Annotated in this window: 16 protein-coding genes; 15 read left to right on the plus strand and 1 reads right to left on the minus strand. The window is 52.8% G+C overall.

Going from position 1 to position 25555, the window contains the following annotated elements:
- Window positions 1–185 precede the first annotated feature (185 nt).
- The 15 genes from B036_RS0108160 to B036_RS0108230 all read left to right on the plus strand — a co-directional run bounded on the left by B036_RS0108160 (window position 186) and on the right by B036_RS0108230 (window position 23574).
- Window positions 186–1340, plus strand: a complete 1155-nt coding sequence (locus B036_RS0108160) for a mandelate racemase/muconate lactonizing enzyme family protein (RefSeq protein WP_026231797.1) — start codon at window positions 186–188, stop codon at window positions 1338–1340.
- A gap of 104 nt (window positions 1341–1444) precedes the next feature.
- On the plus strand, window positions 1445–2443 hold the full coding sequence (locus B036_RS0108165) for an L-rhamnose/proton symporter RhaT (protein WP_020568208.1): 999 nt from the start codon (window positions 1445–1447) through the stop codon (window positions 2441–2443).
- A gap of 150 nt (window positions 2444–2593) precedes the next feature.
- Window positions 2594–4030 carry an aldehyde dehydrogenase family protein gene (locus B036_RS0108170; RefSeq protein WP_020568209.1) on the plus strand — a complete coding sequence of 479 codons (1437 nt, stop codon included), beginning with the start codon at window positions 2594–2596 and terminating at the stop codon, window positions 4028–4030.
- Window positions 4031–4034: 4 nt separating this feature from the next.
- Window positions 4035–4985, plus strand: a complete 951-nt coding sequence (locus B036_RS0108175; protein WP_020568210.1) for a 2-dehydro-3-deoxygalactonokinase — start codon at window positions 4035–4037, stop codon at window positions 4983–4985.
- A 70-nt stretch (window positions 4986–5055) separates the two neighbouring features.
- Window positions 5056–5688 (plus strand): bifunctional 4-hydroxy-2-oxoglutarate aldolase/2-dehydro-3-deoxy-phosphogluconate aldolase, encoded by a 633-nt coding sequence (locus tag B036_RS0108180; RefSeq protein WP_020568211.1) that lies wholly within the window; start codon window positions 5056–5058, stop codon window positions 5686–5688.
- Between the two features lie 247 nt (window positions 5689–5935).
- Window positions 5936–9094, plus strand: coding sequence for a SusC/RagA family TonB-linked outer membrane protein (locus tag B036_RS28530; RefSeq protein WP_211217379.1), 3159 nt, complete (start codon window positions 5936–5938; stop codon window positions 9092–9094).
- 60 nt (window positions 9095–9154) lie between these two features.
- On the plus strand, window positions 9155–10867 hold the full coding sequence (locus tag B036_RS0108190; protein ID WP_026231798.1) for a RagB/SusD family nutrient uptake outer membrane protein: 1713 nt from the start codon (window positions 9155–9157) through the stop codon (window positions 10865–10867).
- A 363-nt stretch (window positions 10868–11230) separates the two neighbouring features.
- Window positions 11231–13270 carry a glycoside hydrolase family 127 protein gene (locus B036_RS0108195; protein WP_020568214.1) on the plus strand — a complete coding sequence of 680 codons (2040 nt, stop codon included), beginning with the start codon at window positions 11231–11233 and terminating at the stop codon, window positions 13268–13270.
- A 54-nt stretch (window positions 13271–13324) separates the two neighbouring features.
- A complete protein-coding gene (locus B036_RS0108200) occupies window positions 13325–15430 on the plus strand; it encodes a glycoside hydrolase family 127 protein (RefSeq protein ID WP_020568215.1) in 2106 nt (701 codons plus the stop codon).
- An 8-nt stretch (window positions 15431–15438) separates the two neighbouring features.
- Complete coding sequence (locus tag B036_RS0108205) at window positions 15439–17028, plus strand: MFS transporter (protein WP_020568216.1); 1590 nt, start codon at window positions 15439–15441, stop codon at window positions 17026–17028.
- 162 nt (window positions 17029–17190) lie between these two features.
- Entirely contained in the window at window positions 17191–19161 is a 1971-nt protein-coding gene (locus B036_RS0108210) for a glycoside hydrolase family 127 protein (RefSeq protein WP_020568217.1), read from the plus strand.
- Window positions 19162–19204: 43 nt separating this feature from the next.
- Window positions 19205–20611, plus strand: coding sequence for a sulfatase (locus tag B036_RS0108215; RefSeq protein ID WP_020568218.1), 1407 nt, complete (start codon window positions 19205–19207; stop codon window positions 20609–20611).
- Between the two features lie 53 nt (window positions 20612–20664).
- Window positions 20665–21642, plus strand: a complete 978-nt coding sequence (locus B036_RS28535; RefSeq protein ID WP_020568219.1) for a kappa-carrageenase — start codon at window positions 20665–20667, stop codon at window positions 21640–21642.
- A gap of 20 nt (window positions 21643–21662) precedes the next feature.
- Window positions 21663–21875, plus strand: coding sequence for a hypothetical protein (locus B036_RS0108225; RefSeq protein ID WP_020568220.1), 213 nt, complete (start codon window positions 21663–21665; stop codon window positions 21873–21875).
- 67 nt (window positions 21876–21942) lie between these two features.
- Window positions 21943–23574 (plus strand): sulfatase, encoded by a 1632-nt coding sequence (locus B036_RS0108230; RefSeq protein ID WP_020568221.1) that lies wholly within the window; start codon window positions 21943–21945, stop codon window positions 23572–23574.
- Between the two features lie 364 nt (window positions 23575–23938).
- Here the strand turns inward: B036_RS0108230 and B036_RS0108235 are convergent, their stop codons facing one another.
- Window positions 23939–25522, minus strand: coding sequence for a sulfatase family protein (locus B036_RS0108235; RefSeq protein ID WP_020568222.1), 1584 nt, complete (start codon window positions 25520–25522; stop codon window positions 23939–23941).
- Between the last annotated feature and the right edge of the window lie 33 nt (window positions 25523–25555).

A 25555-nucleotide genomic window follows, 5' to 3' on the forward strand; every position in this document is an offset into this window, starting at 1 on the left:
CCGCTTCAACATCAATTAACTCTGCACAGGTTTCCAAATAAAAGCGGAAGGTTAAAAAGTGGTCAGTCATTGGTAAAACGGGGCTGTTTTCTAGCTGTTAGCCTGCTTAGCTTTGCTTCACCTGGAATTTAGGGGCTTGTATTAACCTTTAAGTTCAGGCATAGATCACCTTCAAAGTCGAATAAGTGAAAATCGCGAGCGTAGAAACATATTTATTGTCGGACAAGCTGGAGGAGAGTTTTTTCTTCTCCCAGTGGGCTTACGCTGAACGACGAATTTGCGTCGTTAAGGTGACGACTACCTGCGGGATAGTCGGATGGGGAGAAGGGTATGGCCCAGCCGATGTATTGGAAGCCGGAATAAGGCTACTCAAGCCAATGGTGATTGGTAAGAACCCGCTGGAGCAGGAAAGCATTTGGTTCGATTTGTACCGCAAGACACTCGATTTTGCCCGTAGAGGTATTCTCGTAGCATCCATAAGTGCCATTGACCTGGCACTGTGGGACATAAAAGGGAAGTTCTTAGGCCAGCCGGTAAGTGTGTTACTTGGAGGGCGTCATCGAGAACGTGTACTGCCATATGCTACTGGTCTTTACTTTTCCGAAGGGGAGGGTTTAGCGAACCGACTCGCCTGTGAAGCTACGGAGTATGTCAAGCAGGGATTTAAGGCCATCAAGATGAAGGTCGGGCTGACGATTGAGCAGGACCTTGCCAACGTCCGTGCAGTCCGTGCAGCAATTGGGGATAATATAAAATTAATGGTGGACGCTAATCATGCTTACTCGCTACGCGAAGCCACCGAACTGGCCAGGAAAATTGAAAAGTATGATATTGGCTGGTTCGAAGAACCAGTATCGCCGGAGTTTTACCACCACTATAAAGCCCTTCGGGGAAAAACCACCATCCCCATCTCGGGTGGTGAGTGCGAATACCTTCGCTATGGTCATCATCAACTGTTGAAAAATGAAAGTGTAGACATTCTGCAAGTAGACATTTGCTCGGCCGGCGGCCTCACCGAAGCAAAACGAATCGCGGCACTGGCAAGTACTTACGGCGTCGAGATCATACCGCATACCTGGGGTACCGGCATCGCTTTTCACGCTGCTTTGCATTTCATTTCCAACCTCGAGCCCGTCCCCGGCCGCCTCTACAACCCTGATTTTTACATAGAATATGACCGCACCAGCAACGGAATCCGGGAACGCCTGACGATCCCTTCCATTGAAATGAAGGAGGGCTATATTGAGGTGCCGACAGCCCCTGGCCTCGGCATTGAGGTGGATGAAGGAGCGCTCGCTTTCTACAGTGGCAAGAAGCTTCACGGTACGAAAACCGGCTGAAGAACAACATAATAGTGAGAATCAGCCTGGCGGTAGCACCTGCTACAGCCCAGAACGCTATTGCCCGAAACCTAGATGATTTACCAAAATTAAACGCAAGACTAATGTTTCCATTCATTTTAGTCCTCATCGCCAGTGTCTTCCAGGGAAGTTTTGGCGTGGGTATGAAACATATGGCTCCCCTTAAATGGGAGGCATGGTGGCTCGTTCACGCTACGGTGGCCATGGTTATTTTTCCGCTTACCTGGGCATTCATCGTAGTCCCTGACCTCTTCGGAATTATCGGCCAGGCACCTTCCAATGCAATCATGCTGGGTATGTTGTTCGGGTTCTTATGGGGAATTGGAGGCATTATGTTTGGCAAAAGCATTCCCTTTATCGGCATATCACTGACCTACGGCATCGTGATGGGCGTCTGCTCCGCTGTAGGCAGTCTGATTCCTTTCTTCAACTTAGAAAATGCCACCAGCCTCCCTGCATTCCCTTACGTGATTGGTGGGGTAGTGCTGATGCTGATCGGAGTGGCAATTACCGCTTACGCTGGCATTAAAAAAGATAAATTGTTAAATCAGGAAGTAGAAGGTGGTGCCTCCAAACTGCGCGCAGGCCTCATTATCGCTTTTGTTAGCGGCGTCCTTTCTGCCTTATTGAACGTCGGATTTGTGTACGCACAGCCAGTGGGAGAAATTGCTGCTGAATCGGGCGTCATTACCCGAAATACCAGTTTAGCCGTTTGGGTAGTTGTACTACTTGGTGCCTTCGTGATGAATGCTGGCTACGCCATTTTCCTCTTAGTTAAGAACAAGAGTTGGAGTTCCTTTTCAGTGGCCAATTCGAGAAAAGCATACAGCTGGTCAATCGTAGCAGGTTTGCTCTGGTTTGGCGCATTGGGTGTGTACGGCCAGGGCGCCACTTTGCTAGGCGATATCGGCCCCGTAATCGGCTGGCCAATACTATTGGGTGTATCACTCATCATTAGTAACATATGGGCCTATTTCAATAAAGAATGGGAAGGTGCCCGTGGGCCATTCAACATTCTTCTTGGTGGGCTTTTGGTGCTGATTATTGCCACCATAGTACTAGGGTATTCCAACGGGGTATAACGGCTTTGCTACTTATAACTCTCCATGGCACCTGCGTTCCCGCCCAAAAAAAGGGAAGAAAGGTTGAAAGGAGGAAGGGAACGCATAAACCCATAATTCCACTAGTCCCTTACCACCACCTTATTCCATTATCTCTTTTATTCCTTTACTATGCAATTCGGATATAAAAAACTGTACCTCGACGGCCAATTGGTCGATGCTGCAAGCGGAAAGACCTTTGACGTGGTTTGCCCCGGAGACGAGACCGTGATCGCTTCCGTCGCCTGGGCAGGAAAGGCGGACACCGCTCGGGCATTGGAATCTGCCCAAAATGGTTTCGAAACCTGGTCCGTCTTGCCGCTCACCGCCCGGCTTGATTGGATGGACAAGCTCCGAAATAAGATCTTGGAGCGCCGGGAATATTTACGCCACGCCATCTCGAATGAGATGGGCAAAGTCTGGGCCGGTACCGACGAGGACCTCACCAGCATCACCAATTCTTTGCAATACTACGCCGACGAAATTCGGAAGCGTGGAGACATTGAGATAAAGGACCGGGAAGGCACCCATCGTCACCGAATTGTGGATCAACCGCTTGGGGTTACGGTCGCTTTTCTGGCCTATAACTTCCCCTTGTTGAATCTGGGGTTTAAGCTCGGACCGGCGCTAGCTACGGGCTGTTCCATCATAATAAAACCATCGGAGTTTTCACCACTCTCAGCTTACATTATCGGAGAACTTTGCCACGAGATCGGCTTTCCTGCCGGCGTCATCACGATCCTTTGCGGAGACGTGAAGGAGGTGGGGGTCCCGCTATGTGAAAGCACTATTCCGAAGCTTATTACCATGATTGGTTCTACGGAAACTGCCCAAAAACTCATTCAGCAAAGTAGTGCTACCTCCCTGAAACGCTTCAGTATGGAGTGCGGTGGCAACGCGCCTTTTATCGTCTGCGAAGACGCTGACCTGGAGGCTGCTATCAACCTCGGTGCAGCGCTGAAAACGGGCAATTCCGGTCAGATTTGCGTAGCTCCGAACCGCTTCCTTGTTCACGAATCGGTCATCGATGATTTCACCGAAGGTATTCGAGCAAAGTTTGCCGCAACGAAAACCGGTTTCGGGGAAAGCGAACAACCTGATATGGGGCCGTTGACCAACCAGAGCTCAGTGGATAAAATAGCGGAAATTGTTCAGGAGGCGCGGGCGCAGGGTGCAAAGCTGGTTTTTGGAGGCAGGGCAATCGATCGGCCAGGGTATTACTTTGAGCCGACGATTCTTCGCCTCGACGATGCCCACGCCCCGGTACTTCAGCGGGAGATATTCGGACCGGTAGCTACCATCCTCCCTTTTTTTACCCGCGAGGAGGCGATCAAGATTGCCAATGACACTGATGGTGGCCTGGCTTCTTACGTCTTCACCAATGACCAGGGCAATGCAGATCACTTTGCTGCCCGCCTCGAATTTGGGGAAGTCCAGATCAATGGCGTCAAGTACGACATCTATCTTCCACATGGCGGCATCAAGAACAGCGGTTTTGGGGTAGATTGCTCCGAATATGCACTTGATGATTACCTGATCCGGAAACGAGTCAGTCAGGCCATATCTTAACCTTATGATTCTACCGACTCATTTCATAAGTTGCGACTGGGGGACGACAAACTTTCGCCTGCGGTTAGTTGTCACCGATAGCCTGGCGGTCCTCGCCGAACGTACCACCGAACTCGGCGTGCGTGAGCTCAACGAACGGTTTAGGCTGAGTGGCGAATCCGACCGATGCTCCTTCTTTGTAGCTTACCTCCGTACTCAAATAGCTAAACTTCCCTCAGCACATCACGGCGCTCCAATCGTGATCAGTGGAATGGCATCTGCCAATATTGGTATGCGGGACCTGGCTTATGGTAACTTACCTATCGGAGCCGAAGGAGCCAATTTCATCTTCGAAGACCTCATTTCCTGGCCTGGTCAGCAAGTCCGGCTCATTTCAGGGATCAAAAGTGCCACGGGAATGATGCGTGGCGAAGAAACCCAGGCACTTGGCCTGCTGGAAATCATGAGTGGATCCAAAGATGGTGTCCTGCTTCTACCAGGTACCCATAGTAAACACCTCACTTTCGAGAATGACCAGTTTACTGACTTCACCAGTTTTATGACAGGAGAGCTGTTTGAGATCATCTCTAAAAAGAGCATTTTGTCCAACTCCGTAGCACCAGGAGAATGGAATGTCCAGACGGGAGACAGCTTTCGTGAAGGTGTCCGGCAAGGCTTCAAAAATGGGTTCTCCTCACATCTGTTTGCTATTCGGGCAGGTCAGGTACTGAGACAAACGGATGTAACCGACAATTTCTACTTATTGAGTGGGTTGCTCATTGGAGATGAATTGGCACATTTGCCCCATGATCATGCTCAGAGGATTTATCTAGCTGGTTCTGGGCCATTATTCCGGCTGTACCGGAACGCCCTGGAAATTACCGGCAACGCCAACCGGTTAATAGCCTATGATGATCAGGTAATTAGTGAAGCCCTATTGGCCGGACAACGAGAAATATTGCAGCGTGATGCATGAGCTGAAATATCCACCTACAGCGCCCTGATAAATCCCCTGACCTAACCTGTAATAAAAAACCTACACTTCCATGAACCACGCCACTTTCTCTTGGGATATTTTTAATGCTACTCCCGTCGTCGCCATTCTACGTGGCCAGTCTATTCCTACCTGTGTCAGGATCGCCAAAACCTTAAAATCTAACGGTTTTGGCACCCTGGAAGTCACGATGAATACGCCGGATGTTGCTGAAATAATTGCTGAATTACATGATCGCTTTCCCGACCTCAATGTTGGGGCTGGCACGGTGTGTAACCTTGCGGAACTTGAAGTAGCCCTGGGAGCTGGTTCAAGTTTCATTGTCACACCGATCATTGACGAAGCGGTGATCACCACCTGTGTAAAACTGGGCGTTCCTGTTTTTCCTGGCGCTTATACGCCCACCGAAATTTATAAAGCCTGGAGCCTGGGGGCTTCAGCCGTGAAGGTGTTTCCGGCAGGCCAGTTAGGGGTCAAATACATCAAGGATTTGAGTGGGCCGCTGCCGCAGGTCAAATTGGTGCCCACCGGCGGGGTATCGCTTTCCAACATCCGTTCCTTCTTTGAGGCCGGAGTTGCCGGGGTAGGGATGGGGAGTTCTTTGTTAGATAATAGGCTGATCGCAGAAGGGGATTTCGAAGGGCTGGGAAGGCACTTTCAGGCTATTCGGGAACAGATCATTTAGTATTGCGGTAGCCGCGCCTGAATACCCATATGTGTTACTAATGACCAACTACCCCTAAATCGGGTAAAGGACGATGGTTTCAGGTTAAAATGCGGCTATATACCAGCAGGAAAGACTCGTTGCTTTGTAAAGTCAAGCAGCAACAGCGGAAAAGCTGATGCTCAGAGTGCCACATATGGTTCGGAAGTATTTTCTAACGGACCAGTATAAAGCCCTCTTGTACGCTCACTTTTTTAACAACCAGTCGATGAAATACATGCAAACTCCCCTGTGGAAAACAGTGCTTCCACCCAATGCACGGAGGACGAAAAAACGCCCCCTGCTGCAAGTCGCATTCCTTCTTTTATTCTTATTCTTTTACCTGCCGTCAGTAGTTGCAGGCTCACCTATGCTACCGCTTACGGTTACTGGATCCGTTGTCGATGACGACGGTCCGCTGATTGGCGTAAATATTATCGTTAAGGGCTCCACCGAAGCGGGGAACCTGATTGGAACAGTTACGGACTTCGATGGCAATTTCAGTATTGATGTACCCGAAAACAACTCGATATTGATCTTTACCTATACAGGGTACGATACCCAGGAAGTACCCGTTGGCGGACGCTCCGTAATTGACCTGAAATTATCCTCCAACAGTGAAGTATTGGAGGAGGTGGTCGTGATTGGCTACACCACCCGTAAAAAGGGAGAACTGACCGGCTCAGTTAGTTCGATCAGTTCCAAGGAGATTGAGACTATTTCCACCGGGAACATTACCAAGGGTATGGCCGGGCGGGTTTCCGGTCTGATCATTAATGACCGTGGCGGCTACCCAGGTGATGACGGTGCCGATGCGGTCAGCATCCTTATTCGTGGTCAGGCGACCTTGGGCAACAACTCCCCGCTCATCGTAGTGGACGGCGTACCGACCAACAGCTTCTCCTTTCTGGCACCGGGAGACATTGAAACCTTTACCGTACTGAAAGATGCTGCGGCCGCCATTTACGGTGCTCGGGCCGCAAACGGGGTTATTCTGATCACCACTAAGCGCGGTAAAGCCGGTAAACCCAAGCTAAATTTCAGCACGACCAACACCTTCTCGGGGTTCACTCGCGTGATGGACATGATGAACTCATCGCAGTTCGCCGAATACCAGAACGATTACAACGAACGTGAAGGCAATCCGCTGAACTACTCCGAACAGGATATTGCCAACTACCGGTCCGGTAACGACCCGATCAACTACCCCAATACCAACTGGTATGACCTGACGATGAAGGATCTTTCCTTTGAGACCCGGAACAGCCTTTCCGTCTCTGGTGGAGATGAGGGCGTCAAGTACTTCGTAAGTGGTAACCATTTTGATCAGGACGGACTCTTCCGTTCCGACGCACTTGGATTCAAGCAGTACCAGCTTCGGTCCAATATTGATGTTAAGATCAACGACTACATTAGTTTGGGCGTTGATCTGTCCGGTATTCAGGGCCAGCGCCGCCAACCGGGAGCCCCGTCCGGCATAATTCATAAAGCGTTGCAGGTAACCGAGCCTACCCGTGTAGGCCAGTACCCCAACGGCCTGTATGGTGTGGCTGGAGAAAACGGAACTAATCCTGCCGTGCTGGCCAGCAATGCCAGCGGGTTTCAGGACCGGAGAAACTCCGAACTCCGTTCTCGTTTTACCGCCGACATCAACCTTGGCTTTATTACCGAAGGGCTTAGCCTCCGGGGCAATGCTACCTTCCTTCAGCGTTCCTACGATACTAAACTTTTCCGCGATACCTGGACGGTTTACGACTTCAATGAGAACTCTGGTGAATACGATCCCATCAACGGTTTTGACTTTAATGCAGGTAACTTCCTAAGCGTAGAAGATTCCTACTTCAAGTTCAATGAGGAGTACTACAGCGCACAGCTGAACTACAGAAAGGAGATCGGCAAAAACACCATCAGCGGGTTTGTCGCGACCGAACGGATTACCAATCGTTCGGAGTCCTTTGAGGCCTACAAGCGGGACCTCATTTCTGCTGAACAGCCTTCGCTTTTCGCGGGTTCTGATGACGGGCAACGCAGCACCGGTGTCTCTACGGAATCTGCCCGCCTGAACTACTTTGGCTCCATTTCATACAACTATGACCGCAGGTACCTGATTGATGTTACCTTACGACGCGACGGCTCCAGCAACTTTGCTGCGGGCAACCGTTTTGGCACCTTTCCCGGTATTTCTCTCGGCTGGGCCATCTCGGAAGAGGCTTTCATGGGTGGCATAAAGGGGGACTGGCTGTCTAACCTGAAGCTGCGTGCCTCCTGGGCGCAATTGGGCAACGACCTCATTCCTGGTTTCCAGTTTCTTACCCAGTACCTCTATGGTGGTGGTAGCCCCGGCAACCGGAATTACTACATCTTTGGAGAAAACCCAACGCAGTACAACTCTTTCTTCAACTCGAATACGCCGAATCCGGACATCACTTGGGAAAAGGCCGACAACCGGAACCTCGGCTTAAACTTCGCCTTGTTTGAATATAAGTTGACGGGTAACGCCAATTACTTCATGCAGAAGCGGACAGATATCCTGATCCGTCGCAACGCCTCAGTTCCGGACTTTACGGCCCTGGAGCTTCCCCAGGAGAACCTGGGTGAAGTGGACAGCCGTGGTTTCGAACTGGAACTGGCTTACCGCAATAGTACCAGCAGAGGGCTTACCTACAACTTCGGCGGTAACCTGACGAAGACGAGTAACGAAGTCGTCTTCCTGGATGAACCAGCAGATGTACCGGAATGGCGCCAGCGGGAAGGCTTCCCGATCAATTCCTTTGTGCTGTACCCCAGCAACGGTCTGTTCCGGACCCAGGCCGAGGTAGACGCTGCCGAGGTAAAACTTCCCGGTACTCTGCCTGGCGATGTACGCTATATTGACACCGATGGTGATGGCGAAATCACCGGCAACGACCAGGTACGCCGCTACACTTCTCCAACTCCGACTTTGACCTATGGCTTCTTCGGAGGAATCTCCTACAAGAACCTCGACCTCAACTTCCTCCTGCAGGGGCAGGGAGGGGCCGACATTGAAGTGCGCTACGATAACGAAGGCAACCGCCCCGCTTTCCTGGCCGATCGCTGGACGCCTGAAACACCCAATGGGACCTACCCACGCGCCTTCGGCCTCGATGATACCTACAACGCCAAGCTAAGTGACGTCTGGATTCGTGATGCTGATTTCATCCGCCTCAAGCAACTTGAACTGGCCTACAGCATCCCGACCAACACCATCTCGTTTGCTTCCATTCGCGTGTTCGTTCGGGGCACCAACCTAATCACCATTGATAAGATCAAAGACGTAGACCCTGAGCAGTCCCGTTACTACAACTTCACGGACGGCCTCTATGCTCCCCTCAAGTCTTATTCCTTCGGCGCCACCATTCAATTATAAGCGCTTATGCGGGAAATGGCCAGAGGCTGGTTCCCGCACAAGCACCCAATTATCAATATCATGCAACAATTCAAGATAAAACTCATCCTGCTTGCGCTGGTCCTGATCGGCACTTTCGGCTGTGAAAAGGACATCCTAGAGACTCGTCCGGGCAATACTTACTCTGAGGCGGACATTTACGCCAACATCGATCTTACCCAGAGCCTTGTTGATTACACCTACAACGTCACTGAAAACTGGGGGCTCAATGTAGACAACTGGTGGACCCGCCGTATCGGCATCGAGAACGCTTCTGACGAGACCTGGTTCCATTTCGTACCACAGGGCTACCGGATTACCCGTGGCCAGATTCAGCCCAACAATATGGGATTCTGGACCCAGAAATGGAGCCAGTACTATCGCTACATCGGTACGGCCAACGACTTCCTTAGCAAGATTGACCAAAGCCCGGTGGCACAGTCCGACCCCGAACGCGTTGCCACCCTCAAAGGGGAGATGAAATACTTGCGTGCAAATGCTTATGCCCGGCTGATTAACCTCTTTGGAGGTGTACCATTGTTCGACACGCCATTCGAATTAACGGATGATTTCAATATTCCACGGGCCGCTTACCAGGAGTGCGTCGATTTCATCGTACGCGAATTAGACGAAGCAGTTGGGCTATTGCCCGCCGGCCCCCGCAACGGGGTTGAATTCGGGAGAGTATCACGCGGAGCTTGCCTGGCTATGAAATCACGTGTGTTGCTCTATGCCGCCAGCGAACTTCATGACCCCGCCACGGCACCGAACGGCCCCTTGTACGATTACGATAAATCCAACAAATGGCAGGAGGCCGCCGACGCTGCCAAAGCCGTAATTGACCTGAACGAATACAGTTTGGTCCCGGTAACGACGGCAGATGATTATCAGAAGTTGTTCCTTACCCCCAATAGCGAACTGATTTTCGCCCGGCCTTTCAGCCCTGACTTCGCTAACACGCCCGGCGATTTCAATACCCTTCCCGATAAGGCGCAGTCGCCAGTCGGTGCCGGCGGGTGGGGCCTGAGTAATCCTACGCACAACTTCGTTCAGGATTTCAAGATGGCCAATGGCCTGCGCATCGATGCAGCGGGCAGTGGTTATGATGATGCAGACCTTTACACTAACCGGGAACTCCGTTTTTATGCTAATATCCTCTACCAGGGAGCTTCCTTTAAAGGGAATGAACTGGAATATTGGTCTCCCGGTGGGACAGAAAGCCGGGAGGCTCCCGGGCCCAACCATTACGCCGCTACGGGCTATAACCAACGTAAATTCCTCGATGAATCGATCGTGATCGACCAGGAGCAATCGGCCAGCCGTCCGTATCCGCTGGCGCGCCTGCCGGAGATCTACCTCAACTATGCTGAGGCACTCTATCACCTCGGTCGGGAGCCAGAGGCCCGTACTTATGTCAACCTGGTAGCCGGCCGCGTCGGCCTGCCGGAAATTACCACCTCCGGTGAGGCTTTGCTGGAAGACATACAGTATGAACGGCAGATGGAATTGTTCGTGGAAGGGCACCGCTTCTTCGATACCCGCCGCTGGATGATGGCCGACAGGATGAACGAAGACATCATGGGAATACAGTGGGAAAAGCGAAATGCCGCCGGAGAACTGGACCCATCTGGTGCGCTGACGCGCCTAGGCCCGCTGCTCATCGAAGACCGAATGTTTAACCCTACGTTCTACTACCTCCCCATCCCTTTTGCCGAAGTGGAGAAGGCCGGACTGGAGCAGAATTTTGGCTACTGATGAATAGTTGATTGTAAAATACTAGTGAATTGGTTGGCGCGTAGTGGATAAGCATCTGCTATGCGCTTTTTTGTAGACACCGAGCTGAAGATATGCGCACTTACTCCTTGCTCCTCCAACTTCCCATGCACCTGCGGCTGCGCCTGAATCTTCAGACCTCAATTCCACCATAAATCAGTTTCAGTATCATTTTGCAGCCAATAAGCGGGACAAACCCCATTTAGGGTTAAAATACGGTCACTACCAGGCAAACGTCTGCTACTCCTGCTTGATCTGAAGGCATAAATTTGTGTCCGGGAGCAAGATCAATGAATCTCGCTTATCCCAGCTATTACCAAATTGATCAGCGTCGAATTATTGCAAATGAGAAATCTACTTATCCTTACCAGCCTTTTGCTCGTCTCCCTAACTGCCGGAGCACAAGGCCACGGCATCGTCAATAACAGCAAAAGCCCCCACGTTACTTTCCGAAGTATCGACATTGGTGATTGCCAGTGGACGGAAGGTTTCTGGGCAGACAAACTCGAAGTCGCCGAACACACGATGATCCCCCACATGGGCACCCTGCTGAAGGGCGACACCGGCCACGGCCTTAACAACTTCAAGATTGCCGCAGGCATGATGGAAGGCGAGGCCAAGGGCATGTGGTGGCACGACGGCGATTTCTATAAGTGGATGGAATCCGTCACCTACCTCTACGCCATGAATAAAGACGAGCGCCTGCTGAAGGAACTCGATGGCCTCATCGAGATCATCGGTAAAGCGCAGGAGCCTGACGGCTACCTCTCTACACACACGCAGATTAAGGGGACCCAGCGCTACTCCAAGATCAACCACCACGAGATGTACAACAGCGGCCACCTGATCACCGCCGCCGTGATCTACAAGCGCGTGACGGGTAAAACTAACTTCCTGGACATCGCAGTAAAGCACGCCGATTTTCTGTACAAAACTTTCCAGCCCACGCCCGATCACCTGCTCTCGTTCGGCTTTAATCCGTCCCAGATCATGGGCCTGGTGGAGCTGTACCGGACCACTGAAGACAAACGTTACCTCGAATTGGCGCAAACCTTCGTCGACAACCGCGGTGCCGTCATGAAAGGCAATAAGTTTGCCCTGCCGGACGACCCCACCGTACCGAGTTTCTTCCAGGGCGATCAGCACCAGAACCGTACACCCTTGCGCGATGAAACCGAAGCCGTAGGCCACGCCGTACTCGGCATGTATCTCTGGTCGGGGGCGGCCGACGTCTACGCCGAAACCGGTGAACAGGCCATCGTGGACGCCCTCGAACGGATATGGGACAGCGCCGTCAACCGCAAAATGTACCTCACCGGCGCCATGGGGCAGGTACACCATGGTGGCGGTACCAAGCCTTTCGATATGGTCCACGAAGCTTTCATCGACGATTACATGATGCCCAACGCCACGGCCTACAACGAAACCTGCGCCAACATCTCCAACGCCATGTTCAACTGGCGGATGCTGGGACTTAAGGGAGAGGCCAAGTACGCCGATGTGATGGAAACTGTACTCTATAACAGCGCCCTGGTGGGCATCAGCCTGGAGGGCAAGGATTACTTCTACGCCAACCCGCTGCGAATGAATAAGAACGCAAGAGATTACTCCGGTACAGAATCTGCCTGCCGGGAGCCTTATATCGATTGTTTCTGCTGCCCGCCAAATCTGGTGCGTACCCTGGCCAAAATGTCCGGCTGGGCCTACAGCCTTACAGAGAACGGTATTGCCGTCAACCTTTATGGAGGCAACAAACTTAAGACCAATCTCAACGACGGTTCCGAAATCCAGTTGACACAAGAAAGCGGTTACCCGTGGGACGGGAAGGTGAAGATCACCATAGAGCAAAGCAAGCGGGAGCCTTTCGCCCTGCAGCTTCGCATCCCCGCCTGGGCAGAAGGCGCTACGCTGATGGTAAACGGTAAATCTGCCGACGCCAAAGTCACCCCTGGCATCTACGCTTTCGTAGAGCGGAAGTGGAAGAAGGGCGACGTCGTTACCCTGGAATTACCCATGGATGTGGTCATGGTGGAAGGCCACCCCCGCATCGAAGAGGTGCGCAACCAGGTAGCCCTTAAGCGTGGTCCGCTGGTGTATGCCATCGAATCGCCTGACCTCCCGGAAGACACAAAAATTCTGGATGTTTACCTGCCCGGTGACCAGGAACTCAAAGCGGTGGTACGCCCCGATTTCCTTGGCGGCGTAACGGTGATCGAGGCAGAGATCGCCCTACGTACCGACAAGAAAGACGGGATGTACCGCAAGGTGTCCAAACCTGAATTCACCATCTACCCGACTCAGTTCGTGCCGTACTACGCGTGGAACAACCGGGGCATCAGTGAGATGACGGTGTTTGTTCCGATTATCTGGGGAATGGGGAAGTAAGGTTCGCTGATCTGAAAAGGTCCCGGACCTACCACAAAATCAAGAAATCCAATCATGCATAAATATTTCTTTCCCGTTATCGGGCTGTTCTTCCTGTGCTTCTCCTGCGAGCAGCCGGTAGCTAGCAGCAACGAAGAAGAAACGCCAACTGAAGACCTCAATAGCGAGATTCACGCAGCCGCTAAAACGACCAACCTGTCGACGGCGATTGTCGGCAATACCCACAGCCCCTACGTAAAGCTGAAAAGTATCCCGATCGGAGATTGCCGCTGGACGGAAGGCTTCTGGGCCGATAAATTCAAGGTGGCGGAAGAGGTGATGGTACCTTACATGGGCACTTTACTTACCGGCGATACCGGCCACGCCCTCAACAACTTCAAGATCGCCGCAGGCCTGAAGGAAGGCGAGCACAAAGGGATGTTTTGGCACGACGGTGACTTCTATAAATACATGGAAGCTGCAATGTACATCTACGCCATCAACCGTGATGAGAAAGTCCTTGCCGAACTCGATGAATACATCCACATCATCGGTAAGTCCCAGCAAGCCGATGGCTACCTCCAGACCCAGGTTACCACCAGAGATAACGTAAGCCGCTACGAAAACCGGAAGTTCCACGAGATGTACAATACCGGCCACTTGCTTACCAGCGCCGTAATCCACCACCGGGTTACTGGCCAGACCAATTTCCTGGACATTGCCGTAAAACATGCCGATAACCTGTACGAAACCTTCAGCCCACAGCCTAAAGAGCTGTCCCGTTTTGGCTTCAACCAAACTCAGATCATGGGCCTGGTGGAGATGTATCGGGAGACCGGGGATAAGCGCTACCTAGAATTAGCGGAGCAGTTCATCAACGCCAGGGGGAAATCGAAAGTCGAGGTCGATAAGACCACCCGCTACGGCCACATCGGTGACATGGTGCAGGAGCGGACGCCACTACGCGAAGAAACTGAAGCCGTTGGCCACGCCGTACTCGCGCTGTACTTCTACGCTGGTGCAGCCGACGTTTACGCCGAGACCGGTGAGCAGGCGCTGATCGATGCGTTGGACCGTCTTTGGGACAATGTCGCCAACAAGAAAATGTACGTGACCGGTGCGGTAGGGCAGACCCACCACGGGGTGTCTTCTCAAAACGACATGGTGCATGAAGCCTTTATCAACGACTACATGATGCCCAACGCTACGGCATACAATGAGACCTGCGCCAACATCTGCAACGCCATGTTTAGCTACCGGATGCTGGGCGTGAAAGGGGAGGCCAAACACGCCGACCTGATGGAACTTGTGCTGTTCAACAGCGCGCTTTCGGGCATCAGCATCGAGGGGAAGGATTACTTCTACGCTAACCCGCTGCGGATGAGCAACGCTGCAGACCGGGATTACTCCTCCACGGAATCGCGAGACCGCGAACCCTACATCAATTGTTTCTGTTGCCCGCCGAACCTGGTGCGAACAATAGCAAAAGTGTCTGGCTGGGCCTACAGCCTTTCCGACAATGGCGTCTCCGTCAACCTATACGGCGGCAACGAACTGAGCACCAAATTGGCTGACGGCTCTGGTTTGAAACTGACGCAGAAAACGAATTACCCCTGGGATGGTAACATCAGTATTACCGTCGATGAGGCAAAGGCGGAGGCCTTCGATGTCCTACTGCGCATTCCGGAGTGGGGCGATGGCGCGCAGGTACAAATTAACGGTACAAAAGCAGCGATTGTAGCCGAGCCCGGAACCTTCGCCACCATCAACCGAACCTGGAAGAAAGGCGACGTCATCACCCTCGACCTACCGATGGACATTCACCTGGTAGAAGGCAATAGCCTGATCGAAGAAGTCCGTAACCAGGTAGCTGTTAAACGCGGCCCAGTAGTCTACTGCCTCGAAACACCCGACCTGCCGGCCGGCACCAGTATCCTAGACGCTTACCTGCCTGCCGATGCAGGTTTAACGGCAACATACAAGCCTGAAATGCTCGGAGGGATCACCGAAATCAGCGGCGATTTCCTACTTCGTAAGGACAAAAAGAACAAAATGTACAACGTATTGACAAAGCCGGAGTGGGAACGCCGCAAAACATCGCTGGTTCCCTACTTTGCCTGGTCTAACCGCGGGGAGGCTGAAATGACGGTCTGGCTACCGATGGTCTGGCAAAGTAAATAAAGCAGATTATGCAGGGAACTAAAAGCAAGGCTTTTCTTTACGCCACCATCGTTGCGCTGGGCGGATTCATCTTCGGCCTTGATGCCGCAGTAATTTCGGGGACGATAGGTTACATCACCCAAGAGTTCGGACTCACCGCGTTACAACAAGGTTCCGTGGTAGGTTCTGCCGCACTAGGCGTTTTGGTCGCGCTGCCCTTTGCTGGCTATGCCTGTAATGCTTTTGGGCGAAAGCGGACGCTGCAGATCATCGCAGCCCTTTACGTCTTCTCAGCGCTGTGTTCCGCGCTGGCACCTTCGTTCGTTACCCTGGTAGCGGCCCGTTTCATTGGCGGACTGGCCTTCAGTTCGATCTCCGTCTCTTCCATGTACATTGGGGAGATCGCGCCTCCGCATATGCGGGGCAAACTGGTTTCCATGACCCAGATCAACATCGTGGTTGGGCTATCTGCCGCCTACTTCGTTAACTACCTGATCCAGTCCCTGGCTGGTTCCGGAGCGGATTGGGTGTCGGCGATCGGTCTCGATGTACACACCTGGCGCTGGATGCTCGGCACCGAAGTGCTCCCTGCGCTGTTGTGGCTGGGCATGCTGAGTATAATTCCCCTCAGCCCTGCCTGGTTGATTTATCGCGGAAGAAAGGAAGAGGCGAGCCAAACGTTGGCAAAGCTTTTACCTGCCGCTGATGTCCCGGAAGCCGTCCGGGAAATGGAAGCCAGCCTTGGTTCTGATGGAGCGGAGCAACCTGCTATGGAACAGTTGAAGGAGATCTTTAGTCCGGCGATGCGCACCATCCTCATCATCGGGGTTACCATGGGCATTGTGCAGCAGGCTACGGGGATCAATGCCATTCTGTTTTACGCACCGACCGTTTTTGAACAACTTGGTATCGGCACCGATGCTGCGTTCATGCAGGCCATCTGGGTAGGTTTGACGGGTATCTTCTTTACCGTACTGGCCATCCTGCTCGTCGACCGGCTGGGGCGGCGGCCAATAATTCTTGGTGGCTTGCTCTGGATTGCGCTCAGCCTGGCCCTTTGTGCCTACGGCTTCAGTAGTGCGCGCTACAATATCACCGATCAGGCCATCACGGAAATGGCAGAAGTCCCCGGCGTAGAGAAACTGCGCGGGTTGGTAGGCCAGGAATTCACCAGTGACATAGCCTTCAAGGACGCGGTGAGCGATCTACTGGGGGTAAAAGTAGCGCGGGAGAACTCCAGCATCTTACTCGAAAAGTCGGGGACATTGCCCGCCATTCTGATTTTGATCGGCATACTGAGCTTTATCGCGGCCTTCCACTTCTCGGTTGGGCCACTGATGTGGGTGTTGTTTTCGGAGATCTTCCCCATTTCGATCCGGGGCATCGCTATTCCCTTTTTTACCCTCATCACGAGTATTACGAGCTACTTCGTGCAGCAGTTTTTCCCCTGGCAACTAGAGACTATGGGTGGCACAGCCATCTTCTTGTTCTACGCTTCGATGGTCACCATCGGTATGATCATTCTCTGGTTCTACCTGGTGGAAACCAAGAACATGACCATTGAAGAGATTCAGGCCCTGCTGATTCGACTGGAAAAAAAGGTAGAGGAGTCTACATAGAATATGGCGGGGCCGCAGGTGCATGGACCGTTTTAAAACCAACCCTTGCACCTGCGGCCCCGCCAAAAAAAAATTGGAATTCGGGCCTTGTTCTTTGGCACTTCTTCCCAACCGGCACAAGTGCCAAGGAACAAAGCCCAAATATTAAACGACTAATTTCTAATGAATTCACTTGCTACCGAAAAATCCCGGACCAGCTCCTTTCTGAAGCATGCCCCCATTGCCTTCGGCGACTGCCGATGGACAGAAGGCTTCTGGGCAGAAAAACTCCGGAACTGCGAGCAAACCATGCTGCCCTATATGGGCGAATTACTGTGTGGTGATGTTGGCCACGCCCTTAACAACTTCAAGATCGCTGCTGGCCTCAAAGTAGGGGAACACAAGGGGATGTTCTGGCACGATGGTGATTTCTATAAGTGGCTCGAAGCTGCGACCTACGTCTACGCCCAAAACGGCGACGAACGACTGATTGACCAGGTAAACGAACACATCGCCATCATCGCCCAGGCTCAGGAACCAGACGGTTACCTGCAAACACAGATCCAACTCCGCCCCAACGTAGACCGCTACGAAAACCGAAAGTACCATGAAATGTACAATACGGGGCACCTCCTGATCGCCGCATGTGTACACCACAAGGTTACTGGCCGGAACAACTTCCTGGATATTGCGATCCGCCATGCCGATCTGCTCTACACCATCTTCCACCCGGAAACCAAACAGTTCGGCCGCTTCGGTTTTAACCAGACGCAGATCATGGGGCTGGTGGAGTTGTACCGAAGTACCCACGACAAAAAGTACCTGCGCCTGGCGGAGCGTTTTATCAATCGGCGTGGCACCTTCGAGGTGGTCCACCATCCCGTCACCGAGGGATATCCAATCGGCGACATGGTGCAGGAACGTACGCCAATCCGCGAAGCCGACGAGGCTGTTGGGCATGCAGTATTGGCGCTTTACTACTACGCCGGAGCGGCTGACGTCTTCGCCGAAACGGGCGAGCAGGCATTGGGTGACGCGCTCGACCGGCTGTGGGCCAACGTCACCGAAAAGAAAATGTACGTTACCGGTGCAGTGGGACAAACACACTATGGTGCCTCAACTAACCGGGACAAGATCGAAGAAGGCTTCATCGACGCCTACATGATGCCCAACATGACGGCCTACAACGAAACCTGTGCTAACCTCTGCAATGCCATGTTCAGCTACCGGATGCTGGGCATCCGCGGGGAGGCGAAGTACGCAGATGTAATCGAACTGGTGATGTACAACAGTGGCCTCTCCGGAATCAGCGCGAGCGGCAAGGAATACTTCTACGCCAATCCGCTGCGCATGGTTGATGGCGCCCGCAGCTACAACGACCACGAAAGCGCGACAGAAACACCCGAAAGGGAGCCTTACCTGGAGTGCTTCTGCTGTCCGCCCAACCTGGTGCGGACCATTGCCAAAGTGTCCGGATGGGCCTACAGCCAGACCGAAAATGGCATAGCCGTCAACCTCTACGGTGGCAACCAACTGGACACTAAGTTGGCCGATGGAAGCCGGTTGGCCCTGGACCAAGAAACGGCCTACCCTTGGGAGGGCCGCGTAAAACTTACGGTGACAACCTGTAAGGCTACACCCTTCGAAATCAAGCTCCGGATTCCTGGATGGGCGGCCGGAACAAAGGTTAGCTTGAACGGGGTGGAAGTTAAAGAAGAAGCCATAGCTGGTAACTACTTAATAGTGAATAGGCTATGGAATTTTGGAGATGTGATACTTATAGACATGCCGCTTGACATAAAGCTGATTGGAGGCCACCCCCGCATAGAGGAGGTCCGGAATCAGGTAGCCATCCAACGTGGGCCGATGATTTACTGCCTGGAGTCTCCGGATTTGCCGGCGGAGACAAGCATCCTTGACGTTTACCTGCCCGCTGGGCAGAAGCTGAAACCGGAACACCGACCTGATTTACTCGGTGGTTTAACCACCATTAGCGGTACTGTGAAATTACGTGAACACCCGACCGACAAGATGTACCACACTACGGGAAAACCGGCCTGGAAAACAGTCTCCACCAGTTTCCTGCCTTACTACGCCTGGTCAAACCGGGGCAAAAGCGAGATGACCGTCTGGCTGCCGGTGCTTTGGGACTGAGTCCATTAACCCTCAAAAATCTAACATGACTACAAAGCTTAATATGAAATACTTGTTACTCTTATCGGTACTGTTCTTTACCTGGTCTTCTTTACAGGCCCAGGAAAAGCAGCCGAACATCATATTCCTGTTTGCTGACGACGCTGGCTACGCCGATTTTGGATTCCAAGGAAGTAAGTCGATGATCACACCTAACCTGGATCAACTCGCCAAACGCGGGGTGCGTTTTCTGCAGGCTTACGTATCACACCCAACCTGCGGCCCCTCCCGGGCAGGTATTATGACGGGCAGGTACCAACACCGATTCGGCTACGAGGAGAATAACGTGCCTGGTTATATGAGTGCAGTCTCCGCCGCTGACGGGATAGAGATGGGGCTGCCGCTGGAAGAAAAAACCATGGGTGACTACATGAAGTCGCTGGGCTACCGAACGGCTTACTTCGGAAAGTGGCACCAGGGTGGGGCGGATCGTTTTCATCCCTTAAAGCGTGGATTTGATGAGTTTTACGGCTTCCGGGGCGGTGCCCGCGACTATTACCCCTACGAAGAAGTACCCAATGAGGTCCAGAATAAATTAGAGCGAAACTTCGGTGATTTCAAAGAACACGAAGGTTACCTGACGGATGTGCTGGGGGAAGAAACTGCGCAGTTTATGGAACGGAATAAGGACGAGCCTTTCTTTGCTTTCCTGGCTTTCAATGCGGTGCATACCCCGATGGACGCCCTGCCTGAGGATATGGCGAAGTTCTCCCAAATGGAAGGTAAGCGCCAAAGGGTAGCGGCCATGACCCTTGCCCTGGATCGTGCCTGCGGAACCGTGCTGGACAAACTGGAGGAACTGGGGCTGACGGAAAACACCATCGTGGTATTTACCAACGACAACGGCGGTCCTTCGAACGCAAATGCCTCCAGCAATTACCCGCTTAGCGGCGTGAAATCAACGTACCTGGAAGGTGGTATCCGCGTTCCTTTTCTAATGAGCTGGCCGAACCGGGTTAAGGCGGGAACAACGTACGACAATCCCATCAGCACCATGGACCTGCTGCCGACCTTCTTCGCCGCCGGAGGCGGAGACGTGGCTGATGTGACGCCGACAGACGGCGTAGACCTGATCCCGTATCTGACGGGAAATCAATACGGCCGCCCCCACCAACGGCTGTTCTGGAAACGCGACGTCCGGGCCGTAGTCCGCGACGGAGACTGGAAGTTAATCCGGTTCGGTGATCGCCCGGCGGAACTTTATTATCTCCCCGATGACGAACGGGAGCAAAACAACCTCGCTATGGCCCAGCCCGAGCGGGTACGGGAGCTCTTCAAAGTACTTTTTGATTGGGAGATGACGCTGGAGCGTCCTCGCTGGCTACTAAAGCGGCAGTATGAACGGATGGATGTGGAACGGAGGATTGAGTACCGGGACCAATCGAAATTATTTCAGGAAGAAAGAAATTAATGGTGGAAATTTTGGGCGCCCATATTCCTCTTAACCACGCAGAATTCTAACGTATGAAATATTTTCCTTGGATTATCTTCGGTTGTTGTCTTGCACTTGCCGGATGTAAAACGAGCGGTGGCACGGCGCATACGGAGACAATTACGTCAGCTCCCTCCGATGATTTCCGGTTCGAGGTTCTTACCGGAGAACGACCTATAAATAAAAACCCCGGGGCCTGGGTGCTCATTGAAAGTCTTTCTGATCAGTTTGGTGAAGGCGAGATCGACGCGAGAAAATGGAATGATAACCCCGACGACTGGGGCCCCTGGTCATGGGAGCCCGACAATGTCTTTCAGGAAGACAATGTGCTAAATATCAGGATACGATATGAAGAACACCAGCGTAACGGCACCGATATGTTCTATAAGTCGGGGATCATCCGCTCGCTGGATACCATCACCTACGGCTACGTGGAAGCACGGATCAAAGGTCTAAAAACCTTCCCCGGTGCGAGCCCGGCATTCTGGACGTATAGCCTTGGCCAGGAGCTGGACGGCTGGGGAATGCGAGGAAAAGAGGAAGGGGATATTCGGTATTCCGAGGTGGACGTCGTGGAAATGCAGCAGGCCGAATGGTCACGTGAGCGGGGACGCCATGGTCCAGAAGTGATTGATTGTAATCTGCATACCGTAGTGGTGGAAAACGGCAAGGACAAATGGAAGCGCCCCACAGGCTATCCGGAACTCACTAAAAACGAATTCATCGCACCATGGGACCCAGGTAATGACTACCACACCTACGGCGCTGAGATCGCCCCCGACAAGGTTACCTGGTACATCGACGACGTCAAGGTAGCCGAAAAGGGGAACTTGTACTGGCACTTGCCGATGCACGTCACTTTGTCACTGGGCCTACGCTATCCCCACGTTACCTACAAGGATTGCCCAGGTGGCGCTGCCCGCTGCCCGGTACCCGAAGCTGCTACGCGGGAGGGCTTCCCCGCCACGATGAAGGTCGATTGGGTAAGGGCTTACCGGAAGAAAACATAGCATAAATTCAAAATCGTAAGATGAAAATCATGCCCTTCTTTTTATTGTTTGCCCTTCTCTTCAGTAGCTGTGAGAAGGCCCCTGTCGTTGAAGAGCACCAGGGCCCTACTCAACGTTTGCTTCCCGAATCGGATCCCAATAATACCGGACGTTGGGTCCTTAATGAGGAAGTTAGTGATGAGTTTGATACCGGCCCGATTGACGAAACCAAGTGTGGTGAACGGTGCCGTTAACCTTCCATTGCACCTGCGGCCCCGCCCAGACCCACCATCTTTACTAATCATGCAAAGCATATTTCATATGAGATTCCTCAACGCTTTACTTTTCCTGACGCTGATGGCCTGTGGTGGTGCGGCACCAACGGCGGAAGCGCCAATGAAACCCCTCAACGTTCTCTTTATCGCCATTGACGACCTCCGCCCGGAGCTGGGCTGCTACGGTTCACCGATTGCGATTACCCCCAACATTGACGCACTTGCTGCAGGAGGCCTGCGCTTCAACCGTGCCTATTGCCAGCAGGCAATTTGCAGTCCCTCCAGGGCCAGCCTGATGACCGGTGCCCGCCCCGAAACGATCGGGGTGATCGAGAATTATACCTACTTCCGGGACGAGAATCCCGACATCATCACGCTGCCCCAACACTTCCGGGCCAACGGCTATGAGACGGCTTACAGTGGCAAAATCTATCACGGCAAGTTTACGGACGAGGAGAAATCCTGGAGCCGGGAGCCCGCCAAACTAAGTACGCCCAGAGCCCAGCTGCCCGGAGGGTACGCACTGCCCGAAAACGTAGCCACCTTTAAAGAAGCGCAAAGAACCATCAGGGAGAAATACGGGAACACGGAGCATTACGCTTTGGGCCGGGGGCCGGCATATGAGTCTGCTGACGTGCCGGACATTACGTATGCGGACGGATACAACACCGAGGTCGCGATGGCCACCATCAAGGAGATGTCGGGGGAAGGCAAGAAACCCTTCTTTTTAGGCATGGGGTACAAGCTTCCCCACCTCGACTGGGTCGCTCCGAAAAAATACTGGGATTTGTACGACCGGGAAGCCATCCCGATGGCCGATTACGTTGAAGCTCCGAAGGATGGGGCGGAGATGGGGCTACATGCCTCCTTTGAACTTCGGGTCCGGGCCGGCATTCCGAAATCAGGCCCAATTGAAGGCGAGTTGGCCCGAACGCTTAAGCACGCCTACCTTGCCAGCGTCAGTTATGTGGATGCCCAGATCGGTAAGTTAATGGCCGCGCTGGACGAAGCTGGTGAGCGGGAAAACACCATCATCATTCTGTGGACGGATCATGGCTGGCACCTTGGTGATATGGGGGTGTGGGGCAAGGCGACCAACTACGAAATAGCAACCCGGGTTCCGATGATCATTCAAACACCAGATATGCCGGAACAGACCCGGGGGAGGTCTTCGGACGCGCTGGTTGAACTAGTGGATATGTATCCAACCCTCGTGGAACTAGCAGGCCTGGAAAAGCCAGCGCACCTCGAAGGTCAAAGCTTCGTGCCGCTACTGAGCGACCCACAACGACAGTGGAAGGCGGCGGCCTTCAGCCAGTACCCGAATCCCGCCTTGCGGGAATGGGCGGCCAACCCCCTTACCTCCGGTATGCGCGAAACCTATTTTGGCCCGCTGATCGAGGAAGTAGAGGCCCGGATCATCCAGCAACAGGAAGGCAAGTGGGATCGCGACCTTTTCGAGAACCACCTGATGGGCTATTCCATGCGAACGGACCGTTACCGGCTGGTGGCCTGGAAAGACCGTCGGAACCCGGAGGTCGCTCCGCTCTACGTAGAAGTCTACGATCATCAACAGGATCCGCAGGAACAGATCAATATTGCTGCCTCCAACCGGGAACTCGTTGCGAGATTGTTGGAACAGCTTGATCAGGGGTGGGAGGGGAATCTTGCGCCTTGATTGACTTCTATCGGTGGAAAGACTATATAAGAACTCTGGATTTCATTTTACTCATTTAATAATTCCTCAATTTTATAATTACGCGTTACCGTAAGCAAAAGCCCGGTAGCTTTGCAAATGACTTGATGAACTCTACTGTTTGGACGGTGGGAAAGTCCGACGGCGGAGAATTTATCAGAGGGGGCGGGGTATTGTTTTGGGTAAAGCGCTCAAGGTAATGGGGACCTCTGAAAGGATCCACCATAACAGTATAACCCCTAAGGGCTATGCCCCGAGAAATCTCGGGGCATAGTCCACTCGCCCTAAGGGCAAAAAATGCTGCGTTTTTGGCGAAGAAACTAATTTTACGGTGCCCTAAACGCCCTCACTCCAACTTAAGCGCCTCCGTTCCACCAGTCTGAACCCCACGAATAGCCTCAAAAGTCTCCACCATGGCTGCGAGTTTCTCCGGATTAGACTCGGCCAGATTGGTCTGCTGCCCCAGGTCATCCTTGAGGTTGTACAGTTGGTAGGCCTTATCGTTACCCAACTCAATGTTCACCTGTTTACTGATCGGACCACCGGGGTAGGGGGGAATCATGATCCAGTCACCCTGGCGCAGCGCAGTTCGGGAAGTAGCCTCAATGACCAGTTCTTCGCGTCCCTGATCACTGGTACCCATAAATGCGGAGAGCAGATCCTGTCCATCAACGGAGGAAGCAGAGGTTTGCACTAACGCGGCTATGGAGGATAGCAGGTCCATCTGGCACACCATAGCGTCAGAAACTTTTGGCTCAATCTTACCTTCCCAATAGGTGATGAAGGGCACCCTGGTTCCCGCTTCAAAAAGGCTGTACTTACCACCGCGTAAAGGGCCGGCAGGCGTATGGTTACCAATTTTCTCCACGGCATCATCGTAGTAACCGTCGTTCAGGACGGGCCCGTTGTCAGACGTAAGCACAATGAGGGTGTTTTCCAGGAGTTCTTCTTCACGCAGGGTAGACATAAACTCACCGATGCACCAGTCAGCTTCAACAATCACGTCACCGCGGGGGCCAAGTCCGGAGGTCCCTACGAAACGAGGGTGCGGCGTCCGGGGAACGTGTGGTTGCTGCAGGGCGTAGTACAGGAAGAAGGGTTCGTCCTTATGTTCTTTTACGTAACGTTGGGCGTAGTCAAGGAAGTGGTCAGCCATATCCACATCACTCCACTTTGCCTTTTCTCCTCCTTTCATAAAGCCAATGCGTGGTACCCCATTAACAATGGTACTGTTGTGGCCATGGTGCCATTTCATGGTTAGCAGTTCAGGGTTGTCTTTCCCCGTTGGCTGCCCGGGGAAGTTATTATCGTAGTCGATTTCAATGGGGTCATCTGTTTCAAGGCCTTCAACGAGGCCATTCTCCAGGTAAACCGTCGGTACCCGGTCCTGGGTAGCGGCCATGATGTAACTGTAGTCAAACCCTACCTCATTAGGCCCAGGACTTACCTTTTTATTCCAGTTTACGTTACCCGTGCCGAGCCCCAGGTGCCACTTCCCGACCACGCCGGTATGGTATCCTTTGCTTTGCAGCATTTTGGGCACGGTTATTTGGTTCGTGTCAATGATCAGTGGTGCCGTCCCCGGAAGAATTTTGGCATGCTGATTCCGCCAGGGATAAACGCCCGTCAGCAGGGCATAACGGCTTGGCGTACAGGTGGCAGACGAAGCATAACCGTTGGTAAATCGTACACCTCCCGTTGCCAGCGCATCAATATTCGGTGTTTTCAGTTCCGTGGCACCATAGGCTCCTACATCACCATAGCCGAGGTCATCGAGGTAAATGAAGATGACGTTGGGCTTGTCTGATTGGCTATTTGATTTTGTGGCTACCTGCCCATCTGACTGTTTGACACCCTGACTTTCAGAGGCGGGGCCGCAGGTGCAAAGGAGGAGGAATAGAGGAGCAAGGAGGAAATGGGTGTACTTCATTTTTAAGCTGATGTGTTTAGTGACCGTATGATT

Source organism: Neolewinella persica DSM 23188 (assembly GCF_000373105.1).
In the GTDB taxonomy this organism is placed as follows: Bacteria; Bacteroidota; Bacteroidia; order Chitinophagales; family Saprospiraceae; genus Neolewinella; species Neolewinella persica.